Origin of the sequence: Gilliamella sp. ESL0405 (assembly GCF_019469205.1) — a bacterium.
Taxonomy (GTDB): Bacteria; Pseudomonadota; Gammaproteobacteria; order Enterobacterales; family Orbaceae; genus Gilliamella.
In genome coordinates, this window is sequence record NZ_CP048265.1 from 2,652,253 (window position 1) to 2,672,219 (window position 19,967).

Sequence of the window (19,967 nt, forward strand, 5' to 3'; positions counted from 1 at the left end):
CCAATCATAACATTATGATTAATATCAACATATAAATCGAACATTCTAATTAACTTGCTCACTTCGACAACTTAATAATTAAAAAAATTAAAGTTTCTTTTTTTACTACCGATACATTAACTATCAGCAAGGATATTGAAGATTATTTCAATATATCGTTGATTTTACTAATCATATTTAAGGAGATAAAAATGGCTCAAGTAATTAATACTAATACTATGTCTTTAATGGCAAAAAATAATCTTAATAATTCTCAAAGCGTTCTTGGTACAGCTATTGAGCGTCTTTCTTCAGGCATGCGTATTAACAGTGCTAAAGATGATGCGGCAGGTCAAGCTATTGCTAACCGTTTTTCTTCAAACATCAAAGGATTAACTCAAGCAGCTCGTAATGCTAACGACGGTATCTCTTTAGCGCAAACAACTGAAGGTGCATTAAACGAAATTAACAACAACGTTCAACGTATCCGTGAACTAACTGTTCAAGCAGCAAACGGCACTAACTCTCAAAGCGATTTAGAGTCAATCCAAAACGAAATCGATCAACGTTTAGAAGAGATTGACCGTGTATCTAAACAAACTGATTTCAATGGTTCTAAAGTATTATCAGCAGATAAAACACTTAAAATTCAAGTAGGTGCAAATGACGGCGAAACTATTGAAATCAATTTGAAAAAAATCGACAGTACTGAACTTGGTCTGGCTTCATTCAACGTTTCTTCAAGCCCAACAGCTGATCCTTTAAAAACACTTGATGCAGCTTTATCAAAAATTGACGGATTACGTGGTGAGCTAGGTGCGGTACAAAACCGTTTTGAATCAACTGTTAACAACATCAACAATACCGTTAATAACTTAAGTTCTGCTCGTAGCCGAATTGAAGATGCTGACTACGCAACTGAAGTATCAAATATGACTCGTGGTCAAATTTTACAACAAGCCGGTACATCTGTTTTAGCACAAGCTAACCAAGTACCACAATCTGTACTTTCTTTATTACAATAATCACACATCATTAGAATTAATTGCCCACTCTAATTTTGTACCTTAGCAATAATGATATTTCTTAATATCATTATTGCTAATTATGGTAATTACCTATTTTTTAATATCTTATTCTTGCCATTAAATAATCTAATTGTCGTCATAATACTATTTTGCATTTTTTAACATTGGTTCAAAATATGAGTGATTGCCTGTATAACTCACAAGGTGTAGTGAATCAAATTGATTGGCAACAATATATCTATTTAGTCCGAAATGAAGCACTTAAATTAGCGGTTCGATTACCGGCAACAATAGAGCTTGATGATTTGTTACAAGTTGGTTATATCGGTTTGTTAGACACGATAAAACGTTATGATGCCTCACAAGGCAATACCTTTACCACTTTTGCAATCCCAAGAATAAAAGGGGCTATGCTTGATGAGTTACGTAACCGAGACTGGTTACCAAGACAAACTCGAAAAAAAATTAAAGATGTGACAAGTGCAATAAATGAATTAGAACAGCGCCTAGGTGTTGCACCTAATGATCAACAAATTGCCGAATATTTACAGCTATCTTTAACCGAATACCGAAAAATATTATTAGATTCAAATTATAGTCAAATATGCTCGTATGATGAAATTCAAAAAAAATTGGGCGATAACGTCGATTTTATTATTGAGCAAAATGAAGATAATAACCCTTTTTTATCTATTATAGATGAAGAAATTCGCCATATTGTTATTCAACAAATTGAAAACTTACCCGAAAAGGAAAAAATGGTTTTAGCACTTTATTACCAAGAAGAACTAAATTTAAAAGAGATAGGTAAAGTGCTCGATATTAGTGAATCAAGGGTGAGTCAATTGCATAGTCAGGCAATAAAAAGAATACAAAGTAAAGTCAATATATAAAAAATAAGCATAAAAAAAGTAATACCAAGCGAAATTAATCGAAAATAAATTGAAATCATTTTTTTATTGACGTTTTGCGTTTAAAAATGTAATTTTGACGATAAAAAAAGAAATTAAGCGTTTTTTTATTAATTTTGCGTTTTTTACTGCGAACGCAAGCAGATATGGATTGGTGATTAAATTGGGAAACATACTAGATGACGATATTCTTAAATGTATACATCATTTAAATCTTTCAACACTGTTGTTAAGTCAGCGAATGCTTGAAAAAGATAAAATAATGGCAATGTATCGATTAGGAATAGATGAAAAAACAGCAGACATTTTAAGTAATTTAAGTGCGTCACAAATGCTGGTTTTATCAGAAACAAATCAATTGGCTTTTCAGCTACGCTTCGAAAATTCTGAAATGATGGAAACATTAACACAAGAGTCTCGTGTTGGTGATATTAAACAGATGCATACTGGAATTCTTTTATCGAGCTTACTCTTAGACTCAATCAATAAATAGGTAGGGATTAAGATGAGCAGCACAAGTATTGTTCAAAAATACAAAGAAGTTCAGTTAGCTATTCGTTTAATTTCGCTTGGCGCCAGAATTCAAATGTTAGAAAGTGAAACAAATTTAAGCCGTGGAAAACTGATTAAATTATACAAAGAAATTCAAGGATGCCCCCCGCCTAAGGGATTATTACCTTTTTCAACTACATGGTTTATGACTTGGGAACCGAATATTCATTCAAGCATTTTTTATAATGCTTATCACTTTTTAGTAAAACATGGTTGCAAGCCGGGTATTCAATCAATTTTAAAAGCCTATCAACTTTACTTAGAACAATGTCCTTCATCTCATGATGAAGAGCCTGTTTTAGGGTTGACCAGAGCTTGGATTTTAGTCAAATTTGTTGAAAGCAATGTTATGCAACAATCATGTTGTAAAGAGTGCAAAGGTCGATTTATTACTCATGCTTACCAGCCGAGTAACACGTTTATTTGTAGTTTATGTCAACCACCTTCAAGAGCAGAAAAGAACAACAAAACTCACAAAGATAACCATGCCAAATGCCTGCAAGTGCTATCAGTACCTAAGAGTTTTGATTCAGCGATTGCAAAATATATAACCGTTTAAATCAATAAAAAAAATCAAACTTATTAACGACTGTCTAATGGAGAAAAAGGAAAAATAATGCTAATAATTATAGGATATATTGTGGTTATAGCTTCGGCCTTAGCGGGCTATGTGCTAAGTGGAGGGTATTTAGCAGTACTTTTTCAACCATTAGAATTTCTTATCATTGGTGGAACTGCTGTAGGGGCATTTATTGTCAGTAATGAAAAAAAAGCAATAAAAGCTACGCTCAAGTCGTTAGGGCAATTATTTAAAACCTCCAAATATAATAAAACGCTTTATTTAACATTAATTAATTTAATGTACACCGTTTTAACGAAAATTCGCCAAAATGGCGGTTTATCCATTGAAGCCGATATAGATAATCCAAAAGAGAGTGAGTTATTTAAAAAATACCCACTAATTTTAGCCAATCCACAGATCTGCGATTTTATCACTGATTATTTGCGTTTAATGATTAGCGGTAATATGGAAGTGTACGAAATCGAAGCATTAATGAATGAAGAGATCGAAACCTATCAACATGAGCTGGAAAAACCGGTCGATGCCATTTCAAGCGTCGGTGATGGATTGCCAGCCTTTGGTATTGTTGCCGCTGTCATGGGGGTAATTAATACTTTAGCTCAAGCGGATAGACCGGCTAGTGAATTAGGTGAGCTCATTGCTCATGCAATGGTTGGAACATTTTTAGGAATATTGCTTGCTTATGGGTTTGTATCACCATTAGCTGCGCTTTTAAAACAAAAAAATGCTGATAATCTAAAAATATTAGAGTGTACAAAAGTGATACTGATTGCCAGCATGCATGATTATGCCCCACAAATATGTATCGAATTTGGTCGCAAAACCATTTTCTCACATGAACGCCCATCTTTCTTTGAGTTAGAAAAATATATTCAAGAAGTGAAAGATCAAAATACTAACCAAACAGAAAGTAAAGAATAATGAAAGATAAGTCAGTAAGAATAATTATTGCTAAAAAATCGGGGCATGGGGGAGGACATCACGGCGGTTCATGGAAAATCGCTTATGCTGACTTTATGACAGCCATGATGGCTCTATTTTTAGTGATGTGGTTAATTGCTAAATCTACGCCACAAGAATTACAAGGTATTGCCGAATATTTCAGAACACCACTTATTTTAGGCCAAAACGGCGGAAAAAATCTCAGTGACAGTGAAAGCCCGATTCCTGGTGGCGGTGATGATATTACTAAAACATTAGGCGAAGAAAAAAAGACGCCTGATGCCGATTTAAGTGCAAAACAACTCGAAAAAATACAGTTAATCGAGGCTGCTCGTAAAATATACGAAGTATTTGAATTAGATCCAAGGCTAAAAAATTTATCTGCTAACTTAATTGTCGAAATAACCGAAATGGGTTTAAGAATTCAAATTTTAGCGTCAAATGATAAACCAATGTTTGATGTAGGCAGTGCAGTTATCCACCCCAATATGCAAGAAATCTTACATGCATTAGCACCAATTATAAACTCACTACCCAATAAAATTACCCTGTCAGGTCATACCGATGAACGCCAATATATTACAGGTGATCGTGGTTATAGCAACTGGGAGTTATCAGCAGACAGAGCCAATGCATCAAGAAGAGAGCTTATTGCCGGAGGGTTAGATTCGAATAAAATTATACGTATTATTGGATTAGCCGATACCGTCGGTTTAAATAAGCCGAACTACAGCAAAGATGCCAACCGCCGAATTAGTATTTTAATTTTAAATAAAGCCGCACAACAATATATTGAAGATGAAAACAATATGACTGGCTTCGATTTTTTAAAACAAGCACAACAACCTGTTCAATCAGAATAATTTAGCAAAAATAAGTAAAGTTGGTGATTAATAGAAATACCATTTCTAGAAAGATTTTATAAAAAAATAATTAAAGTTTTAGCAATTTCAGCCGATATAGAAAATAACACTTTAGTTTAATAATAAGATTATAAACTGAAAATTTATTTAGGAGCTTTTATGTCAAATTCATTGATGAATACCGGTATTAGTGGATTAAATGCAGCACAAAATATGCTTAATGTTATTAGCAATAATATAAGTAATGCGCATACCACTGGTTATAATCGTCAACAACAAATTTTACAGCAAGCAAATAGCTCTAAATATAATTTTGGTTTTGTCGGAAATGGTGTGTCGGTTAATTCGGTTAATCGAGCTTTTAATCAGTTTGTTGTGGGTCAGCTTAGGCAATCTCAATCACAAAATGGATCGATTAAGGCTTATTACAATGAATTGTCGAAAGTGGATAATTTATTGGCAGAAAACGATAACAGTATTTCATCCCAACTTAATAATTTATTTGCCAGTTTAAATAAACTCACCACCAATGCCGGTGATGCATCATCCAAACAAACTGTGATAAGCAATCTGACTTCATTAGTTAGCCAGTTTAATAAAACTGAAATGAGCTTGAAAAATCAGATCGCCAATATTAATACTGAATTAAGTAATAATGTTGATCAAATCAACGCTTATACCAAACAAATTGCTGAACTTAATCAAAAAATATCAAAGCTTCAAGCAGTCAGTGGCGGGAACGAACCCAATGCCTTGCTTGATGAACGTGATCAGCTTGTCAACGAATTAAGTGAAATTGTTGGTATCAATGTTACAGAACAAAACGGACAATATAACATTTCATTAGCGAACGGGTTAAATTTAGTACAAGGATCAACGGTTAACACCTTATCAGTGCAACCGTCTAAAGATGACCCGTCTTTGAATGCAATTGTTTACACGCATAATTCTGGTGCGACTCAAGAACTGAGCAGTCAAAATATCGCATCAGGCAGAATTAATGGATTATTAGCTTTTCGTGATGGACCACTCTCCGAATCTCGCAATCAATTAGGATTGATTGCATTAAATTTGTCGGAACGTTTTAATCAAGTACAGATGTCAGGTGTCGATATCAATGGTGACCAAGGTGAAAAACTGTTGGACTACCAGAAACCAAGTTTGATAGCTAACACCAAAAATCAAGGCAATGCCTCAGTTAACATCGATTATCAATCGGTTAATGATGTAAAAGCGTCAGATTATAAGATTGAATATAACGGTTCCGATTGGGTAGTAACCAGATTATCAGACAACACGCAAATCACACCGCAACTTGAAGAAGGCAAATTAATCTTTGATGGATTATCGATTGAAATAACCGGTAATGCTATTAGCGGCGACTCATTTATGCTTAAACCCGTTGCCGACATAGCGTCTTCATTACAGTTATTAGTTAAAGATGTGAATAAATTAGCTACCGGTATTGCTGATGATGAAAATGGTTCAGGGGATAACCGTAATGTAGCTAAATTTTTAGAAATACAAAATGAAAAATTAATTAACGGTACAAAAACGTTAAATAGCGCTTATACTTCATTAGTCAGTTACATTGGTAGTGAAACGCATACAGCAAAAATTTCGGCACAATCGAGCCAAAATATTACGCAACAAATTTACGAACAAAACCAATCAATATCCGGGGTTAATATTGAAGAAGAATATATCTCTATGCAGGTATATATGCAGTATTACCAAGCTAATGCTAAAGTGATTGATGCTGCAACAACAATATTCGACACGATATTAGGTTTAGCCAAATAATGAAAGGATTTAAAAATGCGCCTCAGCACTAATTCAATGTATCAAAAAAATCTAAATAGTATTTTAAATACCAACAATAAATGGCAAAAATCGGGCTTACATTTAGCAACGGGCAAAAAGATCTTATCCCCTTCTGATGACCCTATGGGCGCTTCGCAAGCATTGATACTTAAACAAGCACAATCAAGAAATGATCAGTTTCAAGCTGCTCGTGAAAGTGCTGATAAATCATTAAGTCGTCAAGACACCATATTGAAAGAAGCCAACACGGTTATCCAATCAATTCAAGAAACATTAGTTTATGCCGGTAACGAAACACTAAACGATGAAAACCGACAAGATTTAGCAAATAAGTTACAAGGACTTAAAGATCAATTGCTTTCATTAGCGAATGCAAAAGATACCAATGGTAATTATCTATTTGCCGGAAATAAAAACGATACGCCACCATTTGTGGTTGATGAATCAGGCAAAGTTAACTATGTCGGTGGCACAACGCCAATTAATATTTTTATTGATGATACCCGTGAAGTATCACTGAGCTTTACCGGATTACAAGCCTTTATGACAGGCGCAAACATTACTCAGCCAGACGGCACACCTGCTGAAAGCGATATTTTTGCTAGTCTTGATTATGCCATTGCCGCACTTAATATCGAGTTAGACGGTAATGATGAAAAGGCCATTGAACAATTCAGAGACGGGTTATCAAAAGCAAGTGCCGGTATCGATAATTCGTTTGATAACATATCAACCCTTCGTGCCGCAGGCGGTACGGTTTTAGCTGAAGTTGAAAGGTTATCAGCACTCGGCAAAACCCTCGATATTGATTTTCAAACGCAAATTAGCGAAATTGAAGATGTTGACTGGTATGATGCTATTTCAGACTATGTCATGTTACAAGCGAATTTACAAGCAGCGCAATATACTTTTATGAACATGCAAAACATGTCACTATTTCAAATGAAATAATTGATTAATCTAACAACACTTTCAGGAGGTTTACACCTCCTTTTTTATGACTGCAAAATGTTTTGGGTTATCCCCAATTAAATAGTTTAATTAAAGGCAATTTGCCTAAAACCGGCAACATTAGTAGACGGGTTATCTTTGGCTATTTGTTCGACTCGACTAATAATTTGAATCAGCTTATCACTATAATTAGGATCGGTTGCATATTGTGCCGCTTGTAGCGCTTTAGCGGCCGCTCTCGCATCCGGAGCAATAGCTACAGCACGATAGCGTGGGCTTTTAGTTAAAAGATTAAGATAATCAGTTAAAGCATGTTGCTTACTTTGGTAAACTTTAAAATCATCTTGAATTTTGATCATCTTATTGTTCACAAACTCTTGTGTGGTTAATCGGGTAGACTCCCCTTGCCATGAGGCCGTCGCTTTGATACCAAAATAATTATGACTCACATTGTTATCTGTCGTTTTGATCTGTTTTTGACCCCAACCCGTTTCTAATGCTGCTTGTGCAATAATTACTTCATAAGGAATACCCGATGCCTTTGATGCCTGTTTTGCTGGCTCTAGCCACTCAATGATAAACTCTGTGACGTAATCTTTTTCACTATTAGTTTGTTCATTTTTGAAAACTAACGCATTAGTTGTTGCTTTCGCAGCACTATTTGCTTTGTGGTTATGATAGAGCATCTGCCCAATCGCTTGAGCAGATACCGCTGCTTTGTTGTCACTAAATAATGATTTAGCTAATTGCAAATTAGGCTGCGAATTATTGCCATTAAACTGCGGTTTTATGTTCCCTGAAGTTGGTTGGGATTGGGTTAATTGCTTAGCGATAACATTAGCCAAACCAAATCCTTTACCTGCTGCTTGCTGCGCTATTTGTTGATCAAACATTGAGGTAAACAACTGACTGGTAGAACGGTCAAAAAGACCACCTTCCGGTACCGCTTTACGCATCGATTGCATCATCATATTAATGAATAGTGATTCAAATTGCTGCGCAACTTGTTTAACGCTATCTGTTGCTCCGGTCGCTGCATTTCGTTTTAATTGATTAAGTCCCGAAAAATCATAAGCAAACCGGTTGATAGGCTGACTAATTAAATGTTTCATTGTATCGTTTCTTGATTAAATAGTTTCCAATGATGCATGTAAACACCCTGCTGTTTTTAATGCTTCAAGTATCGACATCAATTCGGTCGGATTGGCACCTAAAAGGTTAAGTGAATTAATGACACGATTTAAATCAGTGCCTGATGCAACGTTATGTAAAGCGCCGCCTTCTTGCATAACACTGACCTGATCATCCGGTGTTACCACCGTTTCTCCGCCAGCTAATGGTGTGTCGGGTTGGCTTACTTTTAATTTATTATTGACCACAACAGATAAATTACCATGTGCCACAGCGCAATTATCTAACTGTACTTTTTGATTCATGACAACAACACCGGTGCGAGTATTGATAACCACTTTAGCCGAAACCGGCGTCGATCCAACTTCTAAATTCTGAACTCGCGATAAAAATTTCACTCGGGCTGCGCTCTCTTTTGGCATGGTTAGGCTAACTGTTATGCCGTCTAAAGCTACAGCACTGTTTTTTTGAACCTTGTTTATGGCATCAGCGATTTTTAATGCTCGGGTGAAATCAAATTGATTAAGGTGCAAATGAATAACACTTTGCTCGTCTAATCGAATTGCTAGTTCTCGTTCAATTGTCGCGCCATTGGGAATTGTCGCACCAACCATTTGATTGATACTCACACTACTACTTTTACTACTCGCCCCCATTCCACCAACAAAGAGATTGCCTTGCGCAATAGCATATACCTGATTATCTGCCCCTTTTAGCGGCGTCATAATTAATGTCCCGCCACGCAAACTTTTGGCGTTGCCAAGTGATGAGACCACCACATCAATTTGCTGCCCTACTCGAGAGTAGGAAGGTAATTTCGCTGTCACCATTACAGCAGCAACGTTTTTTAGTTGCATATTACTGCCAGACGGTACAGTGATGCCCAACTGGGAGAGCATATTGGTAATGCTTTGAATCGTAAAAGGGGTTTGTGAAGTTTGGTCGCCAGTGCCGTCTAATCCGACCACAATACCATAACCGACTAAGGCATTTTCTCTGACACCTTGAATAGTAACCAAATCCCGTATGCGCTCAGCATAGCTGTTAGGTACAAAACATAGCATCATCAAAACAATAGAGATAAAAATACGCAAATTGTTAAACATAATGATACCTTTTAAAATGGTGAAAGATTAAAAAACAGACGCTGTAACCAGCCCATTGTTTGGGCTTCGTCAATATAACCATTACCTACATACTCAATACGAGCATCGGCAACTTGCGTCGAAATTACGGTGTTATTTCCACTTATTGTTCTTGGGTTAACTACGCCGGAAAAGCGAATAAACTCTGTACCTTGATTGATTGCTATCTGTTTTTCACCAATGACTTTTAAATTACCGTTGATCATCACATCTTGCACCGTAACGGTAATGGTGCCACTAAATGTGTTTTTCGCATTGGCACCGCCTGAACCTTTAAAATCATTAGCACCGGATAGATCGGTATCAACTTTACCACGCCCAATTAGTCCATCTAAAAATGGCGGTATCGCTTTTACACCTAAAGCAACCGAACTATTGCGCCCGGCATTAATTGATGAACTTTTGCTGGCACTGACATTTTCTTGTAATACGATCGTTAACACATCACCGATATGACGAGGACGGCGATCTTCAAACATCGGTTGATAACCATAACTGCTTGGTTGCGCCGACTGATAAATTGAACCGGTTGAATTCACAATTTCTGGCATTTTAGGAACAATACTTGTTTCGCCTTTAACTAACGGCTTTTTAGGTAACTGAGCACAGCTAAATAAAAAAAATGTCACAACAATACAAAAATATTTCATTACGTTGATCATATTCTTCATTTATAGTTGATTTAAACGTTGCAACATTTGGTCTGATGCCGAAATCGCTTTGCTGTTAATCTCATAAGCACGTTGCACTTGAATCATATTCACCAACTCTTCGGCCACATTGACATTTGATGTTTCGATATAACCTTGGTATAACAACCCAGCACCATTTAATCCGGGCGTATTTTCAGTCGGCGCCCCCGAACTTTCCGTTTCCAGATAAAGATTTTCGCCAACACTTTCAAGTCCAGTGTCATTAATAAAAGTGTGTAAAGTCAACTGCCCGACTTGCACTTGGGTTGATTGATTAGCTAAAGTTACACTCACAACACCGTCTCGCCCAACGGTCATTTTTATAGCATTAGAAGGAATATTGATTGTCGGTTGAATTTCGTAACCAGCAGCCGTGACTAATTGACCATTTTGATTAACTTGAAACGCACCGCTACGAGTATAGGCTTGCGTACCGTCGGGCATTAAAACTTGAAAAAATCCCTGCCCATTAATTGCAATATCACTACTGTTATCGGTCAACTCTAAGTTACCTTGGCTGTGAATTCGTTCGGTAGCAACAGGTCTTACACCAGTACCAATTTGTAAGCCTGACGGTAGTGTGGTTTGCTCAGATGATTGAGCACCCGGCTGACGGAGCGTTTGATAAAGTAAATCTTCAAAGACCGCTCTTTGCCGTTTAAATCCACCTGTGCTAACGTTAGCTAGATTGTTAGAAATAATATCCATATTCATTTGCTGAGCGGTTAATCCGGTTTTAGCTATCCATAATGATTTAATCATTTTTTTCCTTCCTTAATTAAGTTAACGATAAAATTTGATTAGCGCTTTGTGCATTTTGATCAGCGGTCATAATTTGTTTAATTTGCATTTCAAATTGACGTGAATGGCTAATCAAATTCACCATTGCAGTAACAGGGTTGACATTACTACCTTCTAAAACACCCGACATCAGTTTTGCATTGGGGTTATCCGGCAAAACAGCGCCAAGCGCATTACGTGTTTGTTCGGTTGCATGAAAGAAACCGTCATCACCACGGATTATTTCACTAGGTTCAAGGCGAACTTTTTTTATCTTGCCTACCTGAGCAATGGTGGTACGTTTATCGCCTGCTCCTAATGCTGATAATGTGCCGTCAGAACTTACACTAACTTGTGAACGTTGAGGCACAGTTAATACGCCATTATCACCCAGTAATGGGTAGCCTTGGATATTGAGCGTGCCATTTTCGTCAATTTCGATCGCCCCATTACGGGTATAAGCTTCACTGCCGTCAGTCAACTGCACCGCCAACCAATGGTCTTGAGAAAGTGCAACATCTAAATTACGTCCGGTATAGTTAAATGCGCCCATAGTCGAATCGAAAGTTGGCGTGGTTGTGGTAACCATAGTTCTGGTCGGCAATGCATTTTCCACAATCGGCACCGCCTTCATCGCCGCTAATTGAGCACGAAAACCAACCGTTGACACATTAGCAAGATTATTGGTTGTAATCGCCTGCTGATTAAGCGTCTGGCTGGCAGCTGTCATTGCTGTATATATAACGCGATCCATAATTAATCCTTCAATTAACGCAAGTTAACTAGTGTGTTGAGAATTTGATCTTGCGTTTTTATGGTTTGTGAGTTGGATTGATAATTACGCTGTGCAACAATCATATTAACCAGCTCTTGGCTCATATCCACATTTGACGATTCAACAGCACCACTCATTAGTGAACCTAACGTACCTGAGTTTGCCATACCTAAAACTTCAGCACCCGAATTAAGTGTTGCACGCCAATTGTTATTGCCTGCTGGCTCAAGTCCATTAACGTTAGCAAAATCAGCCATAGCAATTTGACCTAATAACATGGTTTGTTGGTTAGAATAAATACCAAAGAGCGAACCATCATTAGCGATACTGTAACCGACCAAATCGCCTGCGGCGTATCCGTCAACAACCGGGGTTTTAATGCTACCGACTTCTTTGCCCATATTTTGCTGAGAACTGTTCGTAAATGATAAAGTAAAACTGTTATCGGCAGAGCCATTAATGCCGTTTAGGTTAACGGTCATATCCGGATCGCTAATTAATTTACCGGTCGAGTCAAACTCCATTTGACCTAATTTTTGCAAGCTCGCCGTTGGATCACTACCGTCAAGGTAATGCACATCCCATTGATTATCTGCCGTTTTAACATAAAACAGCTGAACATTACGTTGATTACCTAATGAATCATAAGTGGTTATTGTCGTTGAGTAATTGAAAGTATCAGCATCAAGTGCATTTAATGGCTGCTTTTCAGGAACTTTACTGTTCGAATTTAAATTCGTTTGTAGTGAAGCTTTAGTCGTTGCCGAAGCATTTAACATCTCTTGTGACACTTTTAAAGGCTCTGGGGTTGCACCTTGTTGAATTTTAGGTGGTGTGCCGGTGGCAAGGTAACCGGTTAATTGTAAACCGTCAGCAGAGATAATGTTTCTTTCAGCATCTAATTGAAATTGCCCATTACGGGTATAGTAAACTTGACCACTGCTATCAACCAAACGGAAAAATCCATTACCCGAAATAGCGACATCTAAACTGTTATTGGTCGCTGTGGTAGTGCCGTCATTGAAATTTTGCACAACTGCTGCAACTTTTACGCCCATACCGACTTTTGAGCCAGCATAGATATCAGCAAATGAGATACTGGCGCTTTTAAAACCGACTGTTGCCGAATTGGCAATATTATTACCAATTACATCTAATTGCTTTGAAGCAGCATTCATACCACTAATTGCCTGAGAAAATCCCATGTGAACTTTATCTCCTTTAAAGAATTTGACGAACTTCGTCAATACTAATTGAACCGAGTATTCCTAAATCAAGTAATACTTTATTGTTAACCTTGCTATTAATAACGCCATAGACAACTGAATAAGATAATGCAGTTGATGACACTTTTTGCCCTTCGCTGGTTGCCTTAACGGTAAATGTGTAACTCCCGTCGGGTGCTGTTGTGCCGTCATTTAATTCACCATCCCAAGTAAATGAGCTTACCCCAGCAGGGATTGCGCCCAAATCAACTTCTCGTACCACATTGCCATTTTCATCTTGAATGGTAATAATGACTGAGTCAGCATCACGAACAAGCTCAAACCCAAATGGTGTTGTAATGGTTTCTTTTTCAGTTTTAGAACCTTCAATATCAGAAGTAGCAACCAATATTTTATTGCCGGGCACCATAACGCCTTTACCAATCATATTACTGGCATTAACCGACAAGCTGTCATCAATTTGACCGGAAACCATACCCAGTGTCGTATTAAGCCTTTCAATACCGGCTAACGTATTAATTTGCGCCAATTGTGATGTTAGTTGGCTATTATCCATTGGATTGGTTGGGTCTTGATTCTTCATTTGTGCAATGAGCAAAGTTAAGAAATTATCTTGTAGCTCTTTACTGGAATTACCGTCTGATGAGCTTTTTTGCAGTGATTGTGGACTTTTTGTCGCAGATGATTCAGAAACAGACACATTAGAAATCCCCATAAGCCACTCCCTATTATTGTCCTAAAGTCAGTGTTTTTAGCATTAAACTTTTTGCCGTATTAATCACTTCAACATTAGCTTGATAACTGCGAGAGGCTGAAATAGTATTTACCATTTCGGCAACCGGATCGACATTCGGTTTTTGAATATAACCTTGCTCATCGGCTAATGGATGATTGGGCTGATAAACTAAGTTCATTGGTGTTGGGTCATCAATCACTTGAGCAACTTTTACACCAGAAACACGATTGGGATCCCCATAATTATCAACCTGAAAAATGACTTGTTTAGCTCGATATGCTTGACCGGAAGTACTGGTGACACTATCGGCATTGGCTAAATTACTGGCACTCACATTCATTCGTTGCGACTGTGCCATTAAAGCTGAACCCGAAATCGAAAAAATTGAAAAACTCATTATCGTTATCCTTGCTGCAATACTGCCATTACATTTTTAAACTGCTCACCTAAAAAGGTTAAATTACTTTGATAATGGATAGCGTTATCCATAAAAGCTGTTCGTTCATGATCCATTTCAACCGTATTACCGTCAGCAGACACTTGATAAGGAACTCGATAAAGAAGATCATAATTAAACTGATTTGATGAATTGACTTGAATATGATTTTTGGCAGTAATATTGAGTGTGACATGATTAATATTATGCTGATGATTAATAGCCTTTTTTAATTCACGATTAAAATCAATATCTCGAGCCTGATAGTTAGGCGTATCACTATTGGCAATATTTGCCGCTAATATCTCTTGACGCTGGTTGCGAATATTTAATGCTTGTTGATGAAAATTAACAAAAGTATCTAATTTATTTAACATAAAATCATCTCATCTTTCTTGATGAAAAGAATTTTAAGTGAATAAAAAAAAACTCATCGTACAAATAAAGATAAAAATTGTCCTTATTTCTACATTCAATCCGGTTTTGATGAAGTAGAATTCAGTTATGGAATTTTTAAAAGCCAATCACTATGACGATAATGATGAGATTTACATTATTCGCTTTATTGCTACTTAGCAGTAATATTTGTTTTGCTGACTTAATGAAAAAACAAATTAAAGATGTCGTATTACAACAATTGAGCATCAAAGAAATTGATAGCTTGGATATTAAGTACCTTTCAACTAAACCCATTTTTAAATGCGATTTTCCGGTATTAACATTACTCAATAAAAGTAAATATTGGGGAAATATGACCTTGAGCGCTAAATGCAACAAAACGACACAATACATTCAAATATATGTATCTGTGATAGGCAAATATTTTGTAGCTAATCAACCAATAAGCGCCGGTACACAAATTACGGAAGATCACATTAAAATGCGATCTGGTCGGTTAGATCAGTTACCGGCTAGTGTTATTATCGATAAAGCCGAAATTATAAATAAAATAGCCATACGCAATATCAATAATGAAGAGCCACTCAAATCGGCAATGCTACAAAAAAATTGGCGCATTAAAGCTGGACAGATAGTAAAAGTGATGATCAATGGTGATGGATATTTAATTGCAACTAATGGTAAAGCATTAAGTAATGGGGCTTTAGATGATCTTATTAACATTAAACTTCAATCAGGTAATATTGTTGAAGGTCTGGTTACCGAGCAAGGTATAACAATTCTTAACAAATAAAATTAATGATTTTCTGATTTTTGCCGATAATTGAACTAAACAGATTATTTAAACCTCAACATAAATCAAAGGAATTTTTATGAGTATAGAGGCGACTAAATTAGTGACAACAATATCTGGGGTACTTAGCCGAGATGTATCAGTTGAACAGCATAAAAATAAAAATGCATCGGTGCAAACCAAAGACAACGCATCACAAAGTACTAACGTAAGTTTAAGCAAAAATACAATGACACTTTTACAATCTACCCAAAGTGACATTGATATGGAAAAAGTTAACAACATCAAACAAGCGATAACAAATGGAAGCTTAGTGATAAACCCCGACAAAATTGCCGACGAGCTGATTAAACAAACAATTGAAGATATGAAATGCTAATTTAGGTTTGAAGGAAAATAAAAATGTTAGAATTAGATAACATCTTAACTAAAGTAACAGCCATGTTACACACACTTTCAGATATCCTACAAACTGAACAACAAATATTGACTAATAAAAGTTCAATTAATCAGCTAAATGAAATAATCAATCAAAAAAGCAAACTCCTTATCGAGCTAAAATTACTCGATGAGCAACGCATCAAAGTAAGCAAACAATTTGAGATTCAAACACCCTATAGCCAAGTTCCTGAGCTCGCTAAAAAGTGGCAAAAAATCACTGAGACAACCAAACAGCTTGCTCAAATCAATCGTGATAATGGCATGATTATTCAAAATCGCTTAAATATCACAGAGCAAACCATAAATCATTTAAGAAGCTTAAATAATCCCGTTGTTTATACCAATCATGGTTACCAACAAAACGAAACGATTTCATCAAAACGAGCTAAAGTTTAGTTCACCTTTGAATAGTTAATCTGTAAACGAGATAAATACCCTGTAAATTATGGTCTTTTCAAGCCAACAACTTTTCCAAGTTGCGTTCATACTATTACGACCAAAAACCCTAAATAGACCATAAATCGGTATTTAATTCCAAAATGGCTGACGATAGTGACTTAGATAAGAGTGAACAACCCACCGATAGCAAAATAAAAAAAGCTAAAGAAAAGGGACAGATTCCTCGTTCTCGTGAATTAACATCGTTAATAATACTACTCGTTGGCATTATGTTATTTTGGAGTATGGGGACAAATTTAGTCAGAAACTTAATAACCATTATCCAAACGGCAATGAAGATATCTTATCGTGTCGACGACGATAAGCTAATGATATTTAATTTAGTCAATCTATTGACCGCCGGTTTTTGGGCTATTTTACCTATTTTTTGTGCTTTAGTTATCGTTGCAATCATTGCTCCAACTGGAGTTGGTGGTTTACTGTTTAGTCTGCAATCTATTAAACCTAATTTTAAAAAATTGAATCCCATTGCCGGATTTAAACGATTATTTAGTGGCAGAATTTTCTCTGAATTACTTAAAAGTGTCTTGAAAGTTATTTTAATTTCTATCACTTCTGCGCTGTTTTTATTACACCACTTTCCTGACATGTTGGCACTGCCCAATATGTATCTAAATAATGCCTTAGCAAAGGTAGTACAACTTTTAATAATTTGTGGGATATTGGCGGTTTTATCTTTAATTCCAATGGTTAGTTTTGACATTTTTTATCAGATCTGGAGCAATCTGAAAAAATTGAAAATGTCTAAACAAGAGATCAAAGACGAATTTAAAGAGCAAGAGGGCAATCCACAAATCAAGGGGCGTATTCGCCAAATGCAACAGGCAGTAGCAAGACGACGAATGATGAAAGATGTGGCGAAAGCAAATGTCATTGTTACTAACCCAACCCATTATGCTGTCGCATTACAATACGACGAAAAAACCATGGCTGCACCTAAATTATTGGCTAAAGGCACGAATAAAATTGCTTTGCGGATTAAAGAAATTGCAAACGAGCATAACATCCCACAATTAGAAGCGCCACCACTGGCACGTGCGCTATACCGACACGGCGAAATTGGAGAAACCATACCTGCTGAGTTATATACCGCCGTTGCTCAAATTTTGGCATGGGTCTATCAATTAAAACATTGGTATAAATATGGCGGTAATAAACCTATAGCACCGAATAATCTACCAATACCTGAATCATTCACCGTGAATAAATAAGGCAATCATCTTTGTTATGTTGAAATCAAAACTACAGAATTTATTATCAATTAATACTCTAAAAAATGGCCACTATCAAATATTAGCCGGGCCGATGCTTATTTTATTGATCCTGTCGATGATGGTACTGCCTTTACCAGCCTTTATTTTGGATCTATTTTTTACCTTTAATATCGCTTTATCCATTATTATTTTAATTGTGGCGCTATTTACTAAGCGTGTTCTTGATTTTGCGGCGTTCCCCACTGTTTTATTATTTGCCACTTTATTACGTTTATCTTTAAACGTTGCCTCAACTCGTGTTGTATTATTAAAAGGACATACCGGTAGTGCAGCTGCTGGGCGGGTCATTGAGGCATTCGGGCATTTTTTAGTAGGCGGTAATTTTGCAATCGGTATTGTTGTCTTTATTATTTTAGTCATAATTAACTTTATGGTTATTACCAAAGGCGCTGGTCGTATAGCAGAGGTTGGGGCTCGTTTTGCCTTAGACGGTATGCCGGGTAAACAAATGGCGATAGATGCCGATCTCAATGCCGGCTTAATTAACGAAGACGAAGCCAAATCCCGACGAGCTGAGGTAACTCAAGAAGCCGATTTTTATGGCTCAATGGATGGGGCAAGTAAATTTGTCCGTGGTGATGCGATTGCAGGCCTACTCATCATGGCAATCACCATTATTGGTGGCCTACTCGTTGGTGTTATGCAACACGATATGACGCTATCTGACGCCAGTAAAACTTATGTATTATTAACCATTGGTGATGGTCTGGTTGCCCAAATACCGTCGCTGATTATTTCAACCGCAGCGGGTGTGATTGTTACACGTGTTTCATCACAAGAAAATATCAGTGAACAGATGCTCAATCAGCTATTTAATAATCCGCAAGTTTTAATCTTAACAGCGGTTGTGATTGGTTTACTTGGATTAATTCCCGGCATGCCAAATATGGTTTTTTTAATCTTCACTGCATTTTTATCACTTATTGCATGGTGGTTAACTAAACAGCAAAAGGCAAAACCGAAAAGCACCACCTTAAACACTGATGCACCAGCTACAACGCCAGCAAATAACGAAGCAAGTTGGTCTGATGTCAATATTGAGGATACATTGGCAATGGAAGTCGGTTATGGGCTGATTCCAATGGTTGATCAAACACAAAATGGTGAATTATTAGGACGAATCCGTAGCCTACGCAAAAAGTTTGCCCAAACATTTGGCTTTTTGCCGCCACAAGTCCATATCCGTGACAATCTTTCTTTAGCTCCTTATCAATATAAAATATTTATCAAAGGCGGAGAAATCGGTAAAGGGGAGATAATGAATAATAAATGGCTTGCGATCAATCCCGGTAATGTTACAGATAGCATCGAAGGTATCGCAACCACTGAACCTGCTTTTGGATTACCGGCAATTTGGATAGATGAAAACAATAAAGAAAATGCCCAAATTTTAGGTTATACCGTAGTGGATACCAGCACCATGATTGCAACCCATTTCAATCATTTATTACAACAATTTGCCAGTGAACTACTCGGGCGTTTAGAAACTCAAGAATTACTTGAACGCATAAAACAAGAAGTGCCCAAACTTATCGAAGACTTTATTCCGGGCGTGGTGTCTTTAACGATATTTCACAAAGTTCTACAAAATCTAATAGCGGAAAAAGTATCAATTCGTGACATGCGAACAATTATTGAAACAATAAGTGAACATGCACCAAACCAAAATGATGCTTATCAGTTACTGAGCATTGTTAGAATCGCATTAGGAAGAGTTATTACTCAACAATGGTTTCCCGGTACAGATCCAATTAATGTCATTGGACTGAATGTCAATTTAGAACGTCTGTTACTGCAAGCAATGCAAAACACTAACAACGTTGAACCGGGATTAGCCGAACATATTATTCAACAAGTTCAGCAAGCAATTAATCAACAAGAAGCAATAGGTGCTCCGCCGGTATTATTAGTTAATCACACATTAAGACCAATGCTATCGCAATTTTTAAGACCAAGCTTTCCACAGCTAGCGGTATTATCAAATTTAGAAATTACGGATAATAGAGAGATTAAAATGACAACGCAAATTGGGGATGATAGTTAATAA

22 protein-coding genes are annotated in these 19,967 nt (G+C 36.7%); 13 read left to right on the top strand and 9 right to left on the bottom strand.

The genetic code is table 11. The annotated features are described in order from the left end of the window. Nucleotides 1-191: 191 nt before the first annotated feature. The 8 genes from GYM74_RS11535 (at nucleotide 192) to flgL (ending at nucleotide 7,633) form a co-directional block, all read left to right on the top strand. Entirely contained in the window at nucleotides 192-1,004 is an 813-nt protein-coding gene (locus GYM74_RS11535; RefSeq protein ID WP_220218346.1) for a flagellin, read from the top strand. Nucleotides 1,005-1,183: 179 nt separating this feature from the next. Next, nucleotides 1,184-1,900, top strand: coding sequence for an RNA polymerase sigma factor FliA (locus GYM74_RS11540; protein ID WP_220218347.1), 717 nt, complete (start codon nucleotides 1,184-1,186; stop codon nucleotides 1,898-1,900). Between the two features lie 190 nt (nucleotides 1,901-2,090). Continuing rightward, nucleotides 2,091-2,411, top strand: coding sequence for a flagellar transcriptional regulator FlhD (gene flhD / locus GYM74_RS11545; RefSeq protein WP_366915684.1), 321 nt, complete (start codon nucleotides 2,091-2,093; stop codon nucleotides 2,409-2,411). 12 nt (nucleotides 2,412-2,423) lie between these two features. Next, on the top strand, nucleotides 2,424-3,029 hold the full coding sequence (gene flhC / locus GYM74_RS11550) for a flagellar transcriptional regulator FlhC (protein WP_220218349.1): 606 nt from the start codon (nucleotides 2,424-2,426) through the stop codon (nucleotides 3,027-3,029). A gap of 57 nt (nucleotides 3,030-3,086) precedes the next feature. After that, the gene (motA, locus tag GYM74_RS11555) at nucleotides 3,087-3,974 is read left to right on the top strand and encodes a flagellar motor stator protein MotA (RefSeq protein WP_220218350.1); all 888 of its coding nucleotides are present in this window, start codon (nucleotides 3,087-3,089) and stop codon (nucleotides 3,972-3,974) included. Further along, a complete protein-coding gene (motB, locus tag GYM74_RS11560; RefSeq protein WP_220218351.1) occupies nucleotides 3,974-4,858 on the top strand; it encodes a flagellar motor protein MotB in 885 nt (294 codons plus the stop codon). The genes motA and motB overlap by 1 nt, the downstream gene beginning before the upstream one ends. 159 nt (nucleotides 4,859-5,017) lie before the next feature. Then, a complete protein-coding gene (gene flgK / locus GYM74_RS11565) occupies nucleotides 5,018-6,661 on the top strand; it encodes a flagellar hook-associated protein FlgK (RefSeq protein ID WP_220218352.1) in 1,644 nt (547 codons plus the stop codon). Nucleotides 6,662-6,676: 15 nt separating this feature from the next. Beyond that, a complete protein-coding gene (gene flgL, locus GYM74_RS11570; protein ID WP_220218353.1) occupies nucleotides 6,677-7,633 on the top strand; it encodes a flagellar hook-associated protein FlgL in 957 nt (318 codons plus the stop codon). 86 nt (nucleotides 7,634-7,719) lie between these two features. On the opposite strand, the gene flgJ is transcribed toward flgL, so the two are convergent. From flgJ to flgB, 9 genes are read right to left on the bottom strand one after another with little or no spacing between them, the layout of a single operon-like run. Continuing rightward, nucleotides 7,720-8,745: a flagellar assembly peptidoglycan hydrolase FlgJ gene (gene flgJ, locus GYM74_RS11575; protein ID WP_220218354.1), complete on the bottom strand. Its 1,026-nt coding sequence runs from the start codon at nucleotides 8,743-8,745 to the stop codon at nucleotides 7,720-7,722. 15 nt (nucleotides 8,746-8,760) lie between these two features. Then, a complete protein-coding gene (locus GYM74_RS11580; protein ID WP_220218355.1) occupies nucleotides 8,761-9,870 on the bottom strand; it encodes a flagellar basal body P-ring protein FlgI in 1,110 nt (369 codons plus the stop codon). Nucleotides 9,871-9,881: 11 nt separating this feature from the next. After that, a complete protein-coding gene (locus GYM74_RS11585) occupies nucleotides 9,882-10,559 on the bottom strand; it encodes a flagellar basal body L-ring protein FlgH (RefSeq protein WP_255556166.1) in 678 nt (225 codons plus the stop codon). 21 nt (nucleotides 10,560-10,580) lie between these two features. Then, entirely contained in the window at nucleotides 10,581-11,363 is a 783-nt protein-coding gene (gene flgG, locus GYM74_RS11590) for a flagellar basal-body rod protein FlgG (RefSeq protein WP_220218357.1), read from the bottom strand. A gap of 16 nt (nucleotides 11,364-11,379) precedes the next feature. Next, a complete protein-coding gene (locus tag GYM74_RS11595) occupies nucleotides 11,380-12,135 on the bottom strand; it encodes a flagellar basal body rod protein FlgF (RefSeq protein ID WP_220218358.1) in 756 nt (251 codons plus the stop codon). A gap of 14 nt (nucleotides 12,136-12,149) precedes the next feature. Then, a complete protein-coding gene (gene flgE / locus GYM74_RS11600; RefSeq protein WP_220218359.1) occupies nucleotides 12,150-13,361 on the bottom strand; it encodes a flagellar hook protein FlgE in 1,212 nt (403 codons plus the stop codon). 16 nt (nucleotides 13,362-13,377) lie between these two features. Then, nucleotides 13,378-14,097, bottom strand: a complete 720-nt coding sequence (gene flgD, locus GYM74_RS11605) for a flagellar hook assembly protein FlgD (RefSeq protein WP_220218360.1) — start codon at nucleotides 14,095-14,097, stop codon at nucleotides 13,378-13,380. Nucleotides 14,098-14,110: 13 nt separating this feature from the next. After that, nucleotides 14,111-14,515 carry a flagellar basal body rod protein FlgC gene (gene flgC / locus GYM74_RS11610; RefSeq protein ID WP_220218361.1) on the bottom strand — a complete coding sequence of 135 codons (405 nt, stop codon included), beginning with the start codon at nucleotides 14,513-14,515 and terminating at the stop codon, nucleotides 14,111-14,113. Nucleotides 14,516-14,520: 5 nt separating this feature from the next. Next, nucleotides 14,521-14,931 (bottom strand): flagellar basal body rod protein FlgB, encoded by a 411-nt coding sequence (gene flgB / locus GYM74_RS11615; protein WP_220218362.1) that lies wholly within the window; start codon nucleotides 14,929-14,931, stop codon nucleotides 14,521-14,523. A 224-nt stretch (nucleotides 14,932-15,155) separates the two neighbouring features. On the opposite strand from flgB, the gene flgA reads away from it, so the two are divergent. From flgA to flhA, 5 genes are all read left to right on the top strand, one after another. Continuing rightward, nucleotides 15,156-15,746: a flagellar basal body P-ring formation chaperone FlgA gene (flgA, locus tag GYM74_RS11620; RefSeq protein ID WP_255556167.1), complete on the top strand. Its 591-nt coding sequence runs from the start codon at nucleotides 15,156-15,158 to the stop codon at nucleotides 15,744-15,746. 79 nt (nucleotides 15,747-15,825) lie between these two features. After that, complete coding sequence (flgM, locus tag GYM74_RS11625) at nucleotides 15,826-16,125, top strand: flagellar biosynthesis anti-sigma factor FlgM (RefSeq protein WP_220218364.1); 300 nt, start codon at nucleotides 15,826-15,828, stop codon at nucleotides 16,123-16,125. A 23-nt stretch (nucleotides 16,126-16,148) separates the two neighbouring features. Next, the gene (locus tag GYM74_RS11630) at nucleotides 16,149-16,583 is read left to right on the top strand and encodes a flagella synthesis protein FlgN (RefSeq protein WP_220218365.1); all 435 of its coding nucleotides are present in this window, start codon (nucleotides 16,149-16,151) and stop codon (nucleotides 16,581-16,583) included. 143 nt (nucleotides 16,584-16,726) lie between these two features. Continuing rightward, nucleotides 16,727-17,857 (top strand): flagellar biosynthesis protein FlhB, encoded by a 1,131-nt coding sequence (flhB, locus tag GYM74_RS11635; protein ID WP_220218366.1) that lies wholly within the window; start codon nucleotides 16,727-16,729, stop codon nucleotides 17,855-17,857. Nucleotides 17,858-17,873: 16 nt separating this feature from the next. Further along, nucleotides 17,874-19,964, top strand: coding sequence for a flagellar biosynthesis protein FlhA (flhA, locus tag GYM74_RS11640; protein WP_220218367.1), 2,091 nt, complete (start codon nucleotides 17,874-17,876; stop codon nucleotides 19,962-19,964). Nucleotides 19,965-19,967: the final 3 nt, after the last annotated feature.